The organism is Nonomuraea sp. NPDC059194, assembly GCF_042754765.1.
GTDB lineage: Bacteria > Actinomycetota > Actinomycetes > Streptosporangiales > Streptosporangiaceae > Nonomuraea.
On the sequence record NZ_JBHZBH010000002.1, the window covers coordinates 228,212 to 243,939 of the forward strand.

Genomic DNA, 15,728 nt, shown 5'->3' on the forward strand with positions numbered 1-15,728 from the left:
ACGTCACAAGCGACACGCCAGCTCTGGGTAAAGAATTGACTACAAAGAGCTATGGCGGGCCTTCGGCACGCGCATCTTCACCTTGGTGCCCGCGCCCACGGCCGTCTCCACCACCAGGCCGTAGTCCTCGCCGTAGATCTGCCGCATCCTGACGTCCACGTTGGCCAGCCCGATGCCGCCGCCCCCGCGGCGCGGATCGTCGTCGAGCACCTCGCGGGCGCGCTCGGGCTCCATGCCCGTGCCGTCGTCCTCGACCGTGATGTGCGCCTCCGGGCCGGCGTCGCGGACCACGACCCTGACCTCTCCGGTGCCGTCGCGCCCTCCCATGCCGTGCTTGATGGCGTTCTCCACCAGCGGCTGCAGGCACAGGAACGGCACCGGCACCGGCAGCACCTCCGGCGCGACCTGCACGCTGAAGCGCAGTCGGTCGCCGAAGCGCGCCCGCTCCAGCAGCAGGTAGCGGTCCACGCAGGTCAGCTCGTCGGCCAGGGTGGTGAAGTCGCGCGCCCTGCGCAGCGCGTAGCGGGAGAAGTCGGCGAAGTCGAGGATGAGCTCGCGCGCCCTGCACGGGTCGGTCCTGACGAACGAGGCGATCGTGGTCAGCGCGTTGTAGACGAAGTGCGGGGAGATCTGGGCGCGCAACGCGCGCAGCTCGGCCTCCATCGCCTGCCGCCTGGAGGAGTCGAGCTCGGCCAGCTCGAGCTGGCCCGACACCCACCTGGCCACCTCGGTGACCGTGCGCACCAGCGCCGCGCTCACCTCCTCGTCGTAGGCGGACAGCGCGCCCACCACCCTGCCCTCGACGGTCAGCGGCACCACGACCGCGCCGTTCGGCTCGCCCGCGAACACGTGCGGCCGCCCTGAGGCCAGCGAGGCGCGCGCGTGCGCCAGCACCTCCTCGGGGCAGGCGCCGTCGCAGGCCAGTGCGGCGTCGGTGGAGGTGATCGCGACGGCCGAGGTGCCGAGCAGGGCCCGCAGATGCCGTACGGCCTTGCGCGCCGACTCCCGCGTCAGGCCGGTCCGCAGCGAGGGGGCCGCCATCGCCGCGATGTGCAGGGTCGTGAAGGTGGCCTCGTCCTTCCAGCCACCCTCGGGTAGCTGGGGACGCCGTCTGGCCAGGGCGAACCCCGCGACGAACGCGAAGGCGGCCAGAACCACGCAAGCGGTGGTCGACATGCGCGCAACCGTAGCCAACAACGCACCGTGTCCGGGTGGGAACGCTGCGAGAGACCTAAGGGGGTGGACCTTCGCCGGGCTCCTCTTGGTAGGAGTAGCGCTGCTCCTTCCACGGGTCGGCCACGTTGTGGTAGCCGCGCTCCTCCCAGAAGCCGCGCCTGTCCTCCACCAGGTACTCCACCGCGCGCACCCATTTCACGCTCTTCCACGCGTACAGGTGCGGGACGACGATGCGCAGCGGGAAGCCGCGCTCGGCGGCCAGCGGCTTCTCGTCCAGGTCCGTGGCGAACAGGGTGCCGGGAGCCGTCAGGTCGGACATCCTGATGTTGGCGCCGTAGCCGTACTCCGCCCAGATCATCACATGGTGGACGCCGGGGGCCGGGGGCGCGGCGGCCAGGATGGTCCGCGGCGTCACGCCCGCCCACTCGTTGCCCATGAGTGAGAACTTCGTCACACAGTGGAAGTCGGCCAGGAGCGACGTCCGCGGCAGCCGTTGGAAGTCCTCCCAGGTGAAGCGGTGCTCCTCGCCCGAGGCCGTCGCGCCGAAGACCCGGAAGTCCCAGGATTCCTGCCTGAACCGCGGCACCCTGCCGTAGTGGATGACGGGTCGACCGCGTGGAATGTACTGGCCTGGGGGCAGGCGCGACTCTTCCACGATCACTCCCTCGCCGACTGTGTTCCACGCCATCCTCCCATCCCCCGCGCGGCGGACCGGACCCGGTGCCCGCTTGCCGGCTCTCGGGCATGCGCTACTATTGCCGCACTATGCACATCACCTTCCTGTTTTGGTATGGCGACGGACCCGATCGGACCGTTCGCCATCTGGTGATGCGCTAGCACACAGGCGATCGAAGGCCCCGGGTCCAGTCAGGACCCGGGGCCTTCGTCATTTTCAAGGAGAAATCATGGTCATCGTGATGGGCGCCGAGGCGACGCAGGGCGACGTCGAGGCAGTGGTCGACCTGGTGCAGGCGGCAGGGGTGGAGGCGTTCGTCAGCAGGGGCGTGCAGCGCACGATCGTCGGCCTCGTCGGCGACGTGACGCAGCTCAGCAGCGTCAACCTGCGCGGCATGAGCGGGGTGCGCGACGTCATGCGGGTGTCGACGCCGTACAAGCTGGTGAGCAGGGAGAACCATCCCGACCGCTCCACCGTGCACGTCGGCGGGGTGCCGATCGGCCCCGGCACCGTGACGCTCATCGCCGGGCCGTGCGCGGTCGAGACCCCGCAGCAGACGCTCGAGGCGGCCCAGATGGCCAAGGCGGCGGGCGCGACCCTGCTGCGGGGCGGCGCCTACAAGCCGCGCACCTCCCCCTACGCCTTCCAGGGGCTCGGCGAGAAGGGGCTGCGCATCCTCTCCGACGTGCGCGAGGAGACCGGGCTGCCGATCGTGACCGAGGTCGTCGACGCCCACGACGTCGACCTCGTCGCCTCCCACGCCGACATGCTGCAGGTCGGCACCCGCAACGCGCAGAACTTCGCGCTGCTGCAGGCCGTCGGCGCGGCGGGCAAGCCCGTCATGCTCAAGCGCGGCATGAACGCCACCATCGAGGAGTGGCTCATGGCGGCCGAGTACATCGCCCAGCGCGGCAACCTCGACATCGTGCTGTGCGAGCGCGGCATCCGCACCTTCGAGACCGCCACCCGCAACACCCTCGACGTGTCGGCCGTCCCCGTCGCCCAGCGCCTGTCGCACCTGCCGGTCATCATCGACCCGTCCCACTCCGGCGGCCGCCGCGACCTGGTGCTCCCCCTGACCCGCGCCGCCATCGCGGTCGGCGCCGACGGCATCATCGTGGACGTGCACCCGCACCCCGAGCAGGCCCTGTGCGACGGCCCGCAGGCCCTGGTCGACGGGGACCTGCGTGAGCTCGCCACGATCATGCGGACCTTCCCCGGCCTGATGGGCAGGAGCGTCGTGGGCGACGCGCTCGCGGTCTGACGCGCGTTCTTTTGGGCTGGTACGGCGGGCGCGCCACGAACCGCCTGCCGTACTCATGAGTAACTAAGTATTTCTCCGCATGTGTCGGCGTTTGCGGCTCGCCATCATCGAGCCATGAACAAACCGATCCAGCCCACCCAGACCACTGCCTACTACATCCAGTCGGTGCTTTCCTTCGGTGTGTCCCTGGCCGCCGTGGCGATCGGCGTGGCCTACCTGCCGGTCTCCGGATGGATCAGGGCGTTCCTCACGGTCGGCGTCCTGTACGTGGTCACGTCGGCGTTCACGCTGGCCAAGGTGGTGCGCGACCGCCAGGAGCTCAGCGTGGTCACCAACCGGGTCGACCAGGCCCGCCTCGACAAGCTCCTCGCCGAACACGACCCGTTCAAGGTGGACACCCCCTGACCGCACGGGCTTTCAGAGGGTGTACTCCTGGATCGAGTCGGCCAGCTGTACGGCGAGCTCCTCCGCGTCGAGGCGCTTCTCGATCAGCTTCAGGTCCTCGATCTTGGCCCTGGTCTCCGCGCGCTTGGGCGCCAGCAGTGTGCAGCAGTCCTCGTCGGGCAGTTCGGAGATCTCCAGGGTGCCGATGCGCCGGGCCTCGGCCATGATCTCGGTCTTGTCCCAGCCGATCAGCGGTCGCAGGATCGGCAGGTCGACCGCGTTGTCCTGGGCGGTGATGTTCTGCAGCGTCTGCGAGGACACCTGGCCGAGGGCGTCGCCGGTGACGAGCGCTCCGGCCCTGATGCGGTGGGCGACCTCCTCGGCCGTCTTCAGCATGAGCCGCCGCTGCGCGATGACCGCGAGCCGGTCCTGGCCGGAGGTCCTGATCGACTGCTGTGCCTTGCCGAACGGCACGACCCACAGCCGCGACCTGCCCTGGAAGCGGTCGAGCTTGCGGACCAGGGCGTACGCCTTGTAGATCGACTCGGAGGTGGTGAAGGGGATGCCGGAGAAGTGCAGGAAGTCGACGTGGAGCCCGCGGCGCATCATGCGGTAGGCGGCCACCGGGGAGTCGATGCCGCCGGACATCAGCACCAGCGCCCTGCCGCTGCTGCCGACCGGCAGGCCGCCCTGGCCCTGCAGGCCGTCGGTGAAGACGAAGACCTCGTCGCGGTCGACCTCGATGAACACGGTCAGCTCGGGGCGCTTCAGGTCGACGGGCAGGCCGTAGGTGTCGTTGATGGTGCCGCCGACGAGGCGGTCGAGCTCGTTGGAGCGGAGGGGGAAGCGCTTGTCGCGACGGCGGGAGCGTACGGCGAACTTCGCGCCCCGCTTGACCTCGTCACGATCCTTGATCAGCTCAAGCGCGGCCTTGACGACGGTGTCGGGGTCCTTGGCCACGCGCCACGCGCGGTGGATCCACACCAGGCCCGGCACGTCGGTCACGCGCTGGGCGACCTGGTCGGCCACCTCGACGCTGGTGCCCTCGGGCAGGAAGATCGCGATGACGCCGTGGCGCTGGCGCACGTCGGTCTTGAGGTCGAAGTCCTTCAGGGCGGCGCGGATGTTGCCGACGAGCCTGCGCTCGAACAGCTCGCGGTTCTTGCCTTTCAGGACGATCTCCCCCAACTTGAGCAGAACGCACGGCTCGCCCAGGGCGGACATCGTCATGGCGGGAACCTCCGGGAGGAATGTGGGAAAGCGGCGCCATCTGCAACGCCGCGACGCATCGAGTTTAGTCCGCCGGGGAGTGCCGGAGCCTCAGGAGAACGGGTCAGAGGTCTTTGTCGAGGCCCTGTTCGATGGCGTAGCGGACGAGTTCGACACGGTTGTGGAGCTGGAGCTTGTTGAGCGTGTTCTGGACGTGGTTCTGCACGGTCCGGTGACTGAGGACGAGCCGGTCGGCGATCTGCTTGTAAGACAGCCCCTTGGCCACCAGCCGCAGCACCTCCGTCTCCCTGTCGGTCAGCCGGGGCCCTTCGGGCTGGGCCTGCGGCGTGGTGGCCAGCCTGCGGTACTCCCCCAGCACCAGCCCGGCCAGCCCCGGAGTGAAGACCGCGTCGCCCGCGGCGGTTCGCGCCACCGCGTCGAGGAACTCCTCCCGGCCCGCCGACTTCACCAGGTAGCCGGAGGCGCCCGCCTTCACCGCCTCAAGCACGTCCTGCTGTTCGGCGCTGGCCGACAGCACGAGGATCTTCACGCCGGGCAGCCCGCTGGCGACCTGCGCGCCCGACAGGTCGGGCAGTTGCAAATCGAGCACGACCACGTCGGGCCTGACCGCCTCGGCCACGCGCAGCGCCTGTCGTCCCTCGCCCACCGCCGCGACCACCTCGTAGCCCGCCTCGGTCAGGTCTCTGGCCACCGCGTCGCGCCACATGGGATGGTCGTCGACCACCATCACCCGCACCACGCCGCAACTCTATGGCCGAAAGAGCGGTGCCGGAATGGTGATCTCCACTTCCGTGCCCTCGCCCGGCGTGGACAGGATCGTCACCCGGCCGCCGAGGTCGGCCACCCGCCCCTTGATGGACTGCGCCACCCCGAGCCGTCCGTCGGCGTGCGCCTGTTCCAGCCGCCCGTCGGCGATGCCGGGCCCTTCGTCCCTGACGCTCACGGTCACCTCTCCGTCGCCCTCCTCCGCGAACACCCAGGCCCGCGCCTGCTCACCGCAGTGCGCGCGCACGTTGTCGAGTGCCGCCCGTACGGCCGCGGCCGTCTCCTCGGCCGTCGCGGTGGGCATGACGAGCGGCGTGGCCGGCGTGGACACCGTCACCTGGGCGGACCCGAGCCGCATCAGCAGCGCGCGCAGATCCGCCGAGCCGGTCGGGGCGGCCCGCACGGCGACCAGTTCGCGCAGGGCGGCCTCCTGCTCCCCCGCGAGCCTGCCGAGCTCGGCCGCCTCGCCGCCGAGCTCCTGACCCCGCCGTTTGACCAGCGCCAGCACCTGGAGCACCGAGTCGTGGATGCCGCGGGCCAGGCGTTCGCGTTCGCGCTGCGCGGCCTCCATCTCGACGGCCCGCTGCATGCGTTCCTCGGCTCGGATGGCCAGGCGCGCCACGTGCCCGACGACGATCCCGGTCATGAACAGCAGGACCGCCCCGTTGATCAGGATCGGCGTGCCGGGCCCGGTCATCCGTACCCAGAGGTCGGCTCCCGCCACCATGGCCGCCGCCACCCCGCCGAGGCGGCGTCCGCCGTACACGGCCCAGGCCAGGACGGGGCCTGCCACCCAGATCGCCGGCACCGGCATGCTGCCCAGCTCGCCCTGGAACTCTCCCTGCACGTACGGCGTGGCCAGCAGGCACGCCAGCGCCACGAGCATGTCGATGACCAGCAGCGGCCACCCGCGCATGGCTTCGACGGAGTAGCAGAAGGCGGCGGCCGCGGTCCACAGCGCCATGATCGCGATGACCGTCCAGCCGGCGACGGGGTGGGCGAAGCCTTCGTGCTGGACCATCAGCACCGCCGCGTAGCCGAGCGAGGCGACACGGAACACCGCGATCGCCCGCCAGAAGGCAGAGTCCATGAGGCATTCTCACGTTTCCGACTGGGGTGTTTGACAGATAGTTCGACTATCCATGCAAAGAGGACAGACCCGCTGTCACAATCCGGTGGATCCCTATGGCAAGGATTGTCACACTATGAATCATTTCACCCAGGGTGCGCTCACGCCGATCCTCGCGTACGTGATGTCGTGCATGGGCTCGATGCTCGGACTGCGGCTGACCGCCCAGGCCAACGCCTCGACCGGCTCCTCGCGTGCCCGATGGCTCGTCGGCGCCGCCATCTCCATCGGCGGCACCGGCATCTGGGTCATGCACTTCATCGCCATGATGGGCTTCGACGTCGAGGGCACGGAGATCAGGTACGACGTGCCGCTCACCGTCGCCTCGGCGCTGGTGGCCGTCATCTTCGTCGGTGCGGGGCTGTTCCTGGTGGCCTACGGCAGGGCCAAGGTGCCCGCGCTGCTCGGCGGCGGGTTGCTCACCGGGCTCGGCGTGGCCGCGATGCACTACATGGGCATGTACGCCATGAACATGTCGGCCCACGTCTCCTACGATCCGACGATCGTGGCGGCCTCGGTCGTCATCGCGGTCGTCGCCGCGACGGTCGCGCTGTGGTTCACGCTGCGGGTCAGGCGGGCGGTGGCGATCACCGGCGCCGCGCTCATCATGGGGGTGGCGGTCTGCGGCATGCACTACACGGGCATGTTCGCGATGGCCGTCCAGGTCCAGCACGAGCCCGGTCACGTGGGCGGCGCGGACGCGCTGTCGTTCCTCGTGCCGCTGATGACGGTGGTCAGCCTGATCACCTTGACCATGCTGCTGATGGTCATCCTGTCTCCTTCGCAGGAGGAGCTCAGGGAGGACGCCGAGCTCATGGCCCGCCTCGAGATGCGCCGCCAGGCGGCCGCCCGCGCGCAGACCCTGCGCGCGCCCCAGCCCGTTCCCGCCGGTCCGCCCGCGCAAAGAGGCCGTGCCGCCCAGCGGCGCGCCGCCCAGGCCCGGTCCCAATACGGAGGGCAGGAATACAGCGGACAGGAATACAACGGATCCGAGTACGGCGGGCCGGAATACGGCGGGCCCGACCCCAGAAGGGCCCGCGCCCCTCAGGGCCAGGGCCAGGGGTACCCGTATCCGCGGAACTGAGACGTTCCGGACGAGAGGGCCGCGACGGGCGGTGTCCCCGGCGCGGCCCTCTTCGCGATCGACAAGGGTACGGCTCGCGCCCGCTACATCGGGCCGCGACAGTCAGGGCACGAGCCGTACCTGGAGGGGAATGGAGCGGACTCCCGCTCTGCCCTCAAGGTACGGCCGGCCGCTTGCAATCGGCTTAACCGAAGAAGACCTCGGCCTCCTCGTAGCGCTCGACCGGCACGGTCTTCAGCTCCGAGGTGGCCTCGTCGAGCCCGACCCGCACGATGTCGGTGCCGCGCAGCGCCACCATCGTGCCGAAGTCGCCCGCGTGGACCGCGTCGATCGCCTGCAGGCCGAACCTGGTGGCCAGCACCCGGTCGAACGCGGTCGGCGTGCCGCCCCGCTGGATGTGCCCCAGCACGGTGGTGCGCGCCTCCTTGCCGGTGCGCTTCTCGATCTCCTTGGCCAGTTGCTCGCCGATGCCGCCGAGCCGTACGTGGCCGAAGGCGTCGAGCTCGCCCGCCTGCAGCGTCATCTGCCCCTCGACGGGGTGGGCGCCCTCGGCGACCACGATGATCGGCGAGTAGCGGGTGCGGAAGCGCGACTCGACGTACTCGCAGACACGGTCGATGTCGAACGGCTTCTCGGGGATGAGGATGACGTTGGCGCCGCCCGCCATGCCCGCGTGCAGGGCGATCCAGCCCGCGTGGCGGCCCATGACCTCGCAGATGAGCGCCCTGTGGTGGGACTCGGCGGTGGTGTGGAGCCGGTCGATGGCCTCGGTGGCGATGTTGACGGCGGTGTCGAAGCCGAAGGTGTAGTCGGTGCCGGACAGATCGTTGTCGATGGTCTTGGGCACGCCGACCACCTTGACGTCACGGTCGTACAACTGGCGGGCGACACCGAGGGTGTCCTCGCCGCCGATGGCGATCAACGCGTCGATCCCCGCCGCGGCGAGGTTCTCCTTGATCCGGTCGACGCCTCCCTCGATCTTGATCGGGTTGGTGCGCGACGAACCGAGGATCGTGCCGCCGCGCGGCAGGATTCCGCGCACGGCCTGGATGTCGAGCGGCATGGTGTCGCCTTCGAGGGGGCCACGCCAGCCGTCTCTGAACCCGACGAACTCGTGTCCGTAAACACTGACACCCTTGCGAACAACAGCCCTGATCACAGCGTTCAGACCGGGGCAGTCGCCACCTCCGGTGAGCACTCCAATACGCATGGCGGGTTCCTCCCGATGGGGTTCACGGCCAAACTAATGGGGCGGTGCGATCGGCGCGGACTCCTGCCGCGTGGCGACACGAACCTCGCCGACGCAACGCATTGTGCCCCCTGGCACGGACATTGGTCTAGACCAAAAGGTGAGGCGCCGTGGGTGTTTTGGCGATAGACGCAGGCACTACTGGAGTAACCGCCCTGATCGTTACCGATGAGGGCAGAATTGAATCCCGGGGATACGAGGAGTTTGCCCAGCATTTCCCCCATCCTGGATGGGTCGAACACGCCCCTGAGGAGATCTGGCAGGCGACGCTCGCGGCCTGCCGTACCGCGCTGGACGGAGCCTCGGCGGCGCCCACCTGCGTCGGCCTCACCAACCAGCGGGAGACGGCGGTCCTGTGGGACCGACGCACGCTGGCCGCGCCGCGCCGCGCGATCGTCTGGCAGGACAGGAGGACGGCCGACATCTGCGCGAGGCTGCGCGAGGCGGGCCACGAGCCGCGCGTGTCCGAGCTGACCGGGCTGCGCCTCGACCCCTACTTCACCGCGACCAAGCTGACGTGGCTGGCGGCCCACGATCCGCGCGTGTGGGAGGGCGTCGTCTCGGGCGCGACGGCGGTCGGCACCGTCGACTCCTACCTGATCGCCAGGCTGACGGCGGGCGCGCGGCACGTGACCGACCCGTCCAACGCCTCGCGCACCCTGCTGTACGGCCTGGCCTCCGGCACCTGGGAGGAGGAGCTGTGCGAGCTGTTCGGCGTCCCCTCGCACGCGCTGCCGGAGATCGTCCCGAACTACGGCGAGATCGGCAGGACGGCCCCCGAGGCCTTCCTGGGGCTCGACCTGCCCATCACGGGGATGGCGGGCGACCAGCAGGCGGCACTGTTCGGCCAGACCTGCTTCGCCCCCGGAGAGGTGAAGTGCACCTACGGCACCGGCTCCTTCCTGCTGGTCAACACCGGTGACGAGATCGTCCGCTCGGACGCGGGCCTGCTGTCCACCGTCGCGTGGCAGACACCCTCGGGCGAGCGCACCTACGCCGTGGAGGGCGCGATCTTCGTGACGGGGGCGGCGGTGCAGTGGCTGCGCGACGGCCTCGGCCTGATCAACACCGCGCCCGAGTCGGAGGCGGTGGCCCGTACGGTGCCCGACAGCGGCGGCGTGGTGTTCGTGCCCGCGCTGACCGGGCTCGGCGCTCCCCACTGGGACCCCGACGCGCGCGGCACGATCACCGGCATCACCCGCGGCACGACCCGCGCCCACCTGGTGCGCGCGACGCTGGAGGCGATCGCCTTCGAGGTGCGCGACGTGGTGGAGACGATGCCCGAGGTCGCCGCGTTGAAGGCCGACGGCGGAGCCAGCTCCAACGACCTGCTCATGCAGTTCCAGGCCGACCAGCTGGGCATCGCGGTCGAGCGCCCGGTGGTCCAGGAGACGACCGCGCTGGGCGCCGCCTTCCTGGCGGGGCTGGGCTCGGGCGTGTGGGGCTCGACGGACGAGCTGCGCAAGACCTGGCGGCTCGACCGGCGCTTCGAGCCCGGCGAGCGCGACGAGGCGGCCTACGAACGATGGCGCGACGCCGTGAGCCGAGCGTGTGCCTCCCAGAGCGTCGGACCATGACCTCGTCGAGATTGCCCGCTCGATGCGGCAGAACGGCACTCGTGGCTGTCGGGCTCGTGCAGCCTCACATCCGGGATCTCAGCACGTCGACCTCGCAGCCTGGCGAGGACGGGTCGAAGCCATGCTCGACCAGCCAGCGGACCGCCAGCAGGCTTCGCAACGACCACCACGCGCGGATCACGTCAAGGTCGACGTCGGTGCCGTAGCCGGCGACGACGTCGCCAAGGTGCTCCTCGTGTCCGAGCGTCAAAGTGGCGAGGTCGTACAGGGCATCGCCCTGGGCCGCCTCGGACCAGTCGATCACGCCGGTGACCTCATCACCGTCGACGAATACGTGGGAGACCTGCAGGTCGCCGTGCGTGAACACCGGTGTCCACCGCCGGAGCGCAGCCTCGGCAACCCGGCGGTTACGCGTGACCAGGCCGGTGGGAAGGACGCCGTTCGTGACGAGCCACTCGCATTCGCCGTCGAGGTGCGAAGCGATCTCGTCGAGGCTCCGACCGGGCCATGACGGCAGCGGCGCGTCGTGCAGCTTCCGTGCGGCGGCACCCGCCGCGGCCCACGCCGCCGACGACGCGATCGACGGCTCGCCGAGGCGGCCGAGTGCCGTCCCTGGGAGGGCGGCGAGCGCGAGCACGGGCGGCTTGCGCCACAGGACCTCCGGAGTCGGGATCGGCGCCATAGCCATCGCCTCGACCTCGACGTCGATGCGCGTCTGATCGGCGTCGATCTTCAGGAACACGTCACCGACGCGCAGGGTCGCGCGCTCGTGATGGGCGACGACGACCTCGACCTCCTCCACGTCGGCCATTATCGCGGGGATGACCATCGACGTCGCCGGGTTTATCGCGTGCGACCGCGCGGCTGACCGCGTCCCGCTGCCCGGGCGGCCTCGTGCACGCCACCGACCGCTGACGGGTCGAGCGCTGCATTCGGCCCGCACCGAACCGATCCAGCGCTCGGCACAGCAGTTCGCCGTCAGTGTCGGCGGCGACGTCATCAGCACCGTGATGCCCACGGCGGCGAAAACCTCGAGCGCGTCCGCGATGGCGAAGGCGATGGCCTGGCTGGGCGCTGGGGAAGGACGGCGGGTTGGTGGTGAGGTCCAGGGCAGTGCTGAAGGCGACCGCGCCGGGGCTTAGTCGTTAGGCTCCAACGATGCGCGAACCGATCATCGCCGTCGATGACCTCTCGGTCGAGCTGGGCGGCAATCCCGTGCTGAGCGGGCTGACGCTCAGTGTGGGCCCGTCCGAGCTGGTGGCCCTCGTGGGGCCGAACGGGTCCGGCAAGTCGACGCTGCTCCGCTGCCTGGCGGGATTGCAGCCCGCCACCAGCGGCACCGTCAGCGTGTTCGGCGCTCCCCCTGCCGACGACGCCGCGTTCTGGCGGCGCGTCGCGCTGCTGAGCGACGAGCCCGCCTGGTATCCGGGGCTGACCGCCGGCGAGCATCTGGAGTTGATGCGGGCCGTGCACGGCGAGCCGCGCATGACCGTCGAGGCGGCGCTGGAGCTGTTCGCGCTGCGGGAGCGCGCCGACGCGCCTCCGCTGAACCTGTCGACGGGCCAGCGCCAGCGGTTGTCGCTCGCCGCCGCGCTCCTGAGGCCCAGCAGCCTGCTCCTACTGGACGAGCCGGAGCGCGGCTTGGACGCCGGGTTCCGCGAGCGCCTTGGAGCGCTGCTCAGCGAGTACACGGTCGCGGGCGGCACCGTGGTCATGGCCACCCACGACCCGGAGCTGGCCGGCCGGGCACGCCAGGTGTCACCGACGGACGGGCGGGTCGCCGCATGAGTGCTTCTCCCCCTCAGGGATCCGGGTCGGTCCGGTCGGTGCGAGCGTTCGTGCGGTCGCGGGGGCGTGCACCCGCGAGTCTGCTCGACCGGTACGTTGCCCTGTTCGCGCTGGCGGTGGCTGCGGCGGTGGCCGGGAATCCCGTCTCGTCGGCGCTGGCGGGCCTGGCAGGGCGAGTCGAGGTCGCGCAGGTCGGGCCGGGGGTGGCGTTGGTGGTGCTGGCCTACGCCGGGTTCGTCGCCGCCGCCCGCGCCGCCGGGCCGGTCGTGGTGACGGCCGCCGACGCCGCCTGGCTGCTCCTGTCGCCGCTCGATCGGCCGGGCGTCCTGGGCCGTACGGGACGTGTCCTGCTGCTGGTCTCCGTCGTGGTGGGGGCGGGGCTCGGGCTCGGCTTGCTGGCGGTGCTGGGCGCTCCCGACCAGTTGGTCTGGCGGCTGATGGCCGCGCTGGTCCTCGGCGTTTCGGCGTCCGTGGGCGGGATGGCGCTGGCGGTGCTCGGCCAGGCGTCCCAGTCATGGCACGCCTGGGTGACCGCCGGGCTGGTCGCGCTGCTGGTGGTGGCTGTGGTCGCCGCCAGCGGCCAGGCGCGCGGCGTGCTCGCCGCCGTCGCCGCCGCGCCCCTTCCCGCCGTGACGGCCACCGCCTCGGCCGTCGCGCTGACGTCCACCCTGCTGATCCGGCGGGCGTGGACGGCGCTCGCCCGCATCCCGTCACGGACGATCCTGGCGGCCTCGACCCGCGCCGGGCATGTCACGACCGCCACCGTCACCCTGGACCCCGGAGCTCTCACTTGGATCGCCGAGGACAACCACTGGCGGGCCAGGAGCCTGCGCTCCAGGCCGTGGCCGTCCCTGCCCTGGCCGTTTTTTAGCGCAGGCAGCCCCTCACCGGCCTGGCTGCGCATCGCACGCGGGCCCGGGCGCCTGGCCGGGCCGTTCGCGCTGGCCTGGCAGGACTGGGTGCGCGCCGCTCGACGTCCTGGACGTCTGGCCGCGATGCTCGCCACCGCCGCGCTGCCCGCCGTGCTGGCCGGGGCGGGTGGCGCGCCCGCGGCGGTGGGAGCCTCCGTACTGGCGGGCGCGCTGGCGATGGCGGCGGGCGCCACTTCCGGCGCCCGCCGCGACGCCGACAACCCGAGCCTGGCACGGCTCGCCGGTGTCGGCCACCCTCAGGCGCTGGCCGCGCGCGCCCTGCTGCCAGCGCTGCTCAGCGGCGTCTGGACGGCGACCGCGCTGACCGGGCTGTCGCTGGCGGGCTGGCTGCCCGCCGGGGCGTGGTGGCTGTTCGGCCCCCTGGCGGCCCCGGCCATCGCCGCGGCGGCCCTGCGGATGGCTCGGCGCGGCCCCGTGGACCATTCGATGCCCGTCATCGACACCCCGGGCGGCGCCATCCCGACCGGCCCGCTCATCTGGGCGCTCATCGGCGTTGACCTCGCCGTCCTGGGATCCCTCCCGGCGGTCGTGGCGCTGGTGAGCCAGCCGCACGCGATCGGCGGATTCCTCGCGGCCCAGGCCGCTTTGGGCGCGGCCGTCCTCGTCGGCTACGTCCACCGAAGCCGAGTGGCGTAGTCGACCTGGCAGTGTCCTCTTTGGCAGGCTCTCAGGCCGGGCCCTCCATGACCCGCCATGTCCGTCGTCACCGATCCGCCTCCCGACGACACCGCCGACCGATCTTGGTGACGAGTATCGCTCGCAGTCTCAGCGTCAACTCTGGGTTGACGATCTCTCTGTCGTCAACCTATGGTTGACGCATGGAGAACGCCATCAGGCTCGACGACCTGATCTCAGCGATCAAGACCCGCGGGGGCGACCCCCTCGCCCAGCTCTCCGACGCGGTCACCCTCGGAGAACACCTCGGCGACGTGGCCGACCACCTCATCGGCCACTTCGTCGACCAGGCCCGCCACTCGGGCGCCTCGTGGACGGACATCGGCCGCAATATGGGCGTGTCCAAGCAGGCCGCCCAGAAGCGGTTCGTGGCCAAGGACGGTCCGACCCTCGCCGAGGACCTGCGCAACTACGGCCGCTTCACCGAGCGCGCCCGCAGTGTCGTCGTCCAGGCCCAGACGGAGGCCAGGGACGGCGGGCACGACCAGATCGAGGTGGGGCACCTGGTGCTCGGCCTCCTGCACGAGCCCGAGGGATTCGCCGCCAAGGTCATGGCCACGCTCGGCGCGAGCCCGCAGGCCGTACGGGAGGCGGTGGCCGTGCCCGCGGGGTCCGGCGGGGGCGACATGATCGCCTTCTCGGCGCAGGCCACCAAGGCGCTCGAGCTCACGCTGCGCGAGGCGCTACGGCTCGGCCACAACTACGTGGGCACCGAGCACATCCTGCTCGGGATCCTCTCGCTGGAGGAGGGGCCCGCGGTGGAGGCGCTGACCGGCCTGGGCGTGACGAAGGAGGCGACCGAGCAGGAGGTCAAGCGGCTGCTGGCCCGCTTCCTCGCGACGAGCTAGCGCGGCAGCACGCAGGCGGGCGCGACGGCGTCGATCACGACGTCCGTCGGCTGGGGAACGCCGCCCCTCAGGGTCAGCACCGAGACCGTGTCGCCGGTCTGGTTGGCCACGTACATGGCGGCGCCGTCGATGGCGAAGTGCCTGGGCCAGGCGGCGCCGCTGGGCACCTCGGCCACCATGGACAGGTCGGCGGCGCGCAGCACGGAGATCGTGTCGGGGCCGCGGTTGCCGACGTAGACGTACTCGCCCGCCACGTCGATGTGCGAGGGGTAGTTCGTGCCCGGCTGCTCGCTGGCGACGGCGGCCGCCACCTCGTTCCAGTCGCCGTCGTAGGTGCGGACCATGGCGTCGAGCTCGCCCGCCACATGGCAGCGGCCACCGGCGAACACCAGGTGGCGGGGGCCCGTGCCCGCGGGCAGCTTGACGAAGTCGAGCGCCCGGCCGTCGAGGGCGTAGCGGCGGATCTCGTCGGTGCCGAGGTCCGAGACGTGCAGCACGTCGTCGTGGAAGACGGCCTGGTGGGCGTGGGGCCGCTCCTGCCGTTCCCACACCGGCCCTGAGCCGCTGTGGGTGAGCACGATCGGGTCGCCGGTGAACGCGCCGTTCGCGTCGAGCCGGTGCAGGCTGACGACGCCGTCGCCGTAGTTGGCCACGGCCAGCAGCTCCCCGCCGGGGTGCACGGCCAGGTGGCACGGCTGGCTCCCCTCGCTCGGCCGCCCGTCCAGCTCGGACAGCTCGCCGTCGGTCACCGTGTAGGCGGTCAGCGTGCCGGTGTCCTGCTCGCCCACGGCGTACAGCACGGGCAGAGTCGGATGGAAGGCGAGGAAGGAGGCCTTGTCGGCCGCCGTCCGCGCGACCACGTCGAACTCGCTGTTCGCAGTGAGGATGTCAGGGCCGTATCCACCGATAAAGAGGTGCTTCACAGCGGACATCCTTTCATGCTTGACTGTG

The 15,728-nt window shown here is 71.0% G+C and carries 15 protein-coding genes; 7 read left to right on the forward strand and 8 right to left on the reverse strand.

Annotated elements, in window-relative coordinates:
- Positions 1 to 39 precede the first annotated feature (39 nt).
- Both ACFXJ8_RS03770 and ACFXJ8_RS03775 read right to left on the reverse strand, forming a co-directional pair.
- Positions 40 to 1,176 carry a sensor histidine kinase gene (locus ACFXJ8_RS03770; protein WP_379642252.1) on the reverse strand — a complete coding sequence of 379 codons (1,137 nt, stop codon included), beginning with the start codon at positions 1,174 to 1,176 and terminating at the stop codon, positions 40 to 42.
- A gap of 55 nt (positions 1,177 to 1,231) precedes the next feature.
- Positions 1,232 to 1,831, reverse strand: coding sequence for a molybdopterin-dependent oxidoreductase (locus ACFXJ8_RS03775; RefSeq protein WP_379642253.1), 600 nt, complete (start codon positions 1,829 to 1,831; stop codon positions 1,232 to 1,234).
- A gap of 250 nt (positions 1,832 to 2,081) precedes the next feature.
- Between ACFXJ8_RS03775 and aroF the strand changes: the two genes are divergently transcribed.
- Both aroF and ACFXJ8_RS03785 read left to right on the forward strand, forming a co-directional pair.
- Entirely contained in the window at positions 2,082 to 3,116 is a 1,035-nt protein-coding gene (gene aroF / locus ACFXJ8_RS03780; RefSeq protein ID WP_379642254.1) for a 3-deoxy-7-phosphoheptulonate synthase, read from the forward strand.
- A gap of 114 nt (positions 3,117 to 3,230) precedes the next feature.
- Positions 3,231 to 3,521, forward strand: a complete 291-nt coding sequence (locus tag ACFXJ8_RS03785; protein WP_379642255.1) for a YiaA/YiaB family inner membrane protein — start codon at positions 3,231 to 3,233, stop codon at positions 3,519 to 3,521.
- A gap of 12 nt (positions 3,522 to 3,533) precedes the next feature.
- On the opposite strand, the gene thiI is transcribed toward ACFXJ8_RS03785, so the two are convergent.
- From thiI to macS, 3 genes are all read right to left on the reverse strand, one after another.
- On the reverse strand, positions 3,534 to 4,730 hold the full coding sequence (gene thiI / locus ACFXJ8_RS03790; protein WP_379642256.1) for a tRNA uracil 4-sulfurtransferase ThiI: 1,197 nt from the start codon (positions 4,728 to 4,730) through the stop codon (positions 3,534 to 3,536).
- Between the two features lie 103 nt (positions 4,731 to 4,833).
- Positions 4,834 to 5,457: a response regulator gene (locus tag ACFXJ8_RS03795; protein WP_379642557.1), complete on the reverse strand. Its 624-nt coding sequence runs from the start codon at positions 5,455 to 5,457 to the stop codon at positions 4,834 to 4,836.
- Positions 5,458 to 5,478: 21 nt separating this feature from the next.
- Positions 5,479 to 6,585, reverse strand: a complete 1,107-nt coding sequence (macS, locus tag ACFXJ8_RS03800) for a MacS family sensor histidine kinase (protein WP_379642257.1) — start codon at positions 6,583 to 6,585, stop codon at positions 5,479 to 5,481.
- Positions 6,586 to 6,700: 115 nt separating this feature from the next.
- Here macS and ACFXJ8_RS03805 point away from each other — a divergent pair, with 115 nt between their 5' ends.
- Entirely contained in the window at positions 6,701 to 7,708 is a 1,008-nt protein-coding gene (locus tag ACFXJ8_RS03805) for an MHYT domain-containing protein (protein ID WP_379642258.1), read from the forward strand.
- 184 nt (positions 7,709 to 7,892) lie between these two features.
- Here the strand turns inward: ACFXJ8_RS03805 and ACFXJ8_RS03810 are convergent, their stop codons facing one another.
- On the reverse strand, positions 7,893 to 8,918 hold the full coding sequence (locus tag ACFXJ8_RS03810; protein ID WP_379642259.1) for a 6-phosphofructokinase: 1,026 nt from the start codon (positions 8,916 to 8,918) through the stop codon (positions 7,893 to 7,895).
- Between the two features lie 149 nt (positions 8,919 to 9,067).
- Between ACFXJ8_RS03810 and glpK the strand changes: the two genes are divergently transcribed.
- Positions 9,068 to 10,534 (forward strand): glycerol kinase GlpK, encoded by a 1,467-nt coding sequence (glpK, locus tag ACFXJ8_RS03815; RefSeq protein ID WP_379642260.1) that lies wholly within the window; start codon positions 9,068 to 9,070, stop codon positions 10,532 to 10,534.
- Positions 10,535 to 10,598: 64 nt separating this feature from the next.
- On the opposite strand, the gene ACFXJ8_RS03820 is transcribed toward glpK, so the two are convergent.
- Entirely contained in the window at positions 10,599 to 11,552 is a 954-nt protein-coding gene (locus ACFXJ8_RS03820; protein WP_379642261.1) for a phosphotransferase family protein, read from the reverse strand.
- A gap of 140 nt (positions 11,553 to 11,692) precedes the next feature.
- On the opposite strand from ACFXJ8_RS03820, the gene ccmA reads away from it, so the two are divergent.
- The 3 genes from ccmA (at position 11,693) to ACFXJ8_RS03835 (ending at position 14,777) form a co-directional block, all read left to right on the forward strand.
- Positions 11,693 to 12,322 (forward strand): heme ABC exporter ATP-binding protein CcmA, encoded by a 630-nt coding sequence (gene ccmA / locus ACFXJ8_RS03825; protein ID WP_379642262.1) that lies wholly within the window; start codon positions 11,693 to 11,695, stop codon positions 12,320 to 12,322.
- 38 nt (positions 12,323 to 12,360) lie between these two features.
- Positions 12,361 to 13,890 carry a DUF6297 family protein gene (locus ACFXJ8_RS03830; protein WP_379642263.1) on the forward strand — a complete coding sequence of 510 codons (1,530 nt, stop codon included), beginning with the start codon at positions 12,361 to 12,363 and terminating at the stop codon, positions 13,888 to 13,890.
- A gap of 182 nt (positions 13,891 to 14,072) precedes the next feature.
- Complete coding sequence (locus ACFXJ8_RS03835; protein WP_379642264.1) at positions 14,073 to 14,777, forward strand: Clp protease N-terminal domain-containing protein; 705 nt, start codon at positions 14,073 to 14,075, stop codon at positions 14,775 to 14,777.
- Here ACFXJ8_RS03835 and ACFXJ8_RS03840 read toward each other — a convergent pair.
- Entirely contained in the window at positions 14,774 to 15,700 is a 927-nt protein-coding gene (locus ACFXJ8_RS03840; RefSeq protein WP_379642265.1) for a lactonase family protein, read from the reverse strand. The genes ACFXJ8_RS03835 and ACFXJ8_RS03840 overlap by 4 nt on opposite strands.
- Positions 15,701 to 15,728: the final 28 nt, after the last annotated feature.

Excerpts from the sequence above, each read along its gene's own strand:
- ACFXJ8_RS03770 (WP_379642252.1), bottom strand. The coding sequence starts at position 1,176 with ATGTCGACCACCGCTTGCGTGGTTCTGGCCGCCTTCGCGTTCGTCGCG.
- aroF (WP_379642254.1), top strand. The coding sequence starts at position 2,082 with ATGGTCATCGTGATGGGCGCCGAGGCGACGCAGGGCGACGTCGAGGCA.
- ACFXJ8_RS03785 (WP_379642255.1), top strand. The coding sequence starts at position 3,231 with ATGAACAAACCGATCCAGCCCACCCAGACCACTGCCTACTACATCCAG.
- thiI (WP_379642256.1), bottom strand. The coding sequence starts at position 4,730 with ATGACGATGTCCGCCCTGGGCGAGCCGTGCGTTCTGCTCAAGTTGGGG.
- ACFXJ8_RS03795 (WP_379642557.1), bottom strand. The coding sequence starts at position 5,457 with ATGGTGGTCGACGACCATCCCATGTGGCGCGACGCGGTGGCCAGAGAC.
- macS (WP_379642257.1), bottom strand. The coding sequence starts at position 6,585 with ATGGACTCTGCCTTCTGGCGGGCGATCGCGGTGTTCCGTGTCGCCTCG.
- ACFXJ8_RS03805 (WP_379642258.1), top strand. The coding sequence starts at position 6,701 with ATGAATCATTTCACCCAGGGTGCGCTCACGCCGATCCTCGCGTACGTG.
- ACFXJ8_RS03810 (WP_379642259.1), bottom strand. The coding sequence starts at position 8,918 with ATGCGTATTGGAGTGCTCACCGGAGGTGGCGACTGCCCCGGTCTGAAC.
- ccmA (WP_379642262.1), top strand. The coding sequence starts at position 11,693 with ATGCGCGAACCGATCATCGCCGTCGATGACCTCTCGGTCGAGCTGGGC.
- ACFXJ8_RS03835 (WP_379642264.1), top strand. The coding sequence starts at position 14,073 with ATGGAGAACGCCATCAGGCTCGACGACCTGATCTCAGCGATCAAGACC.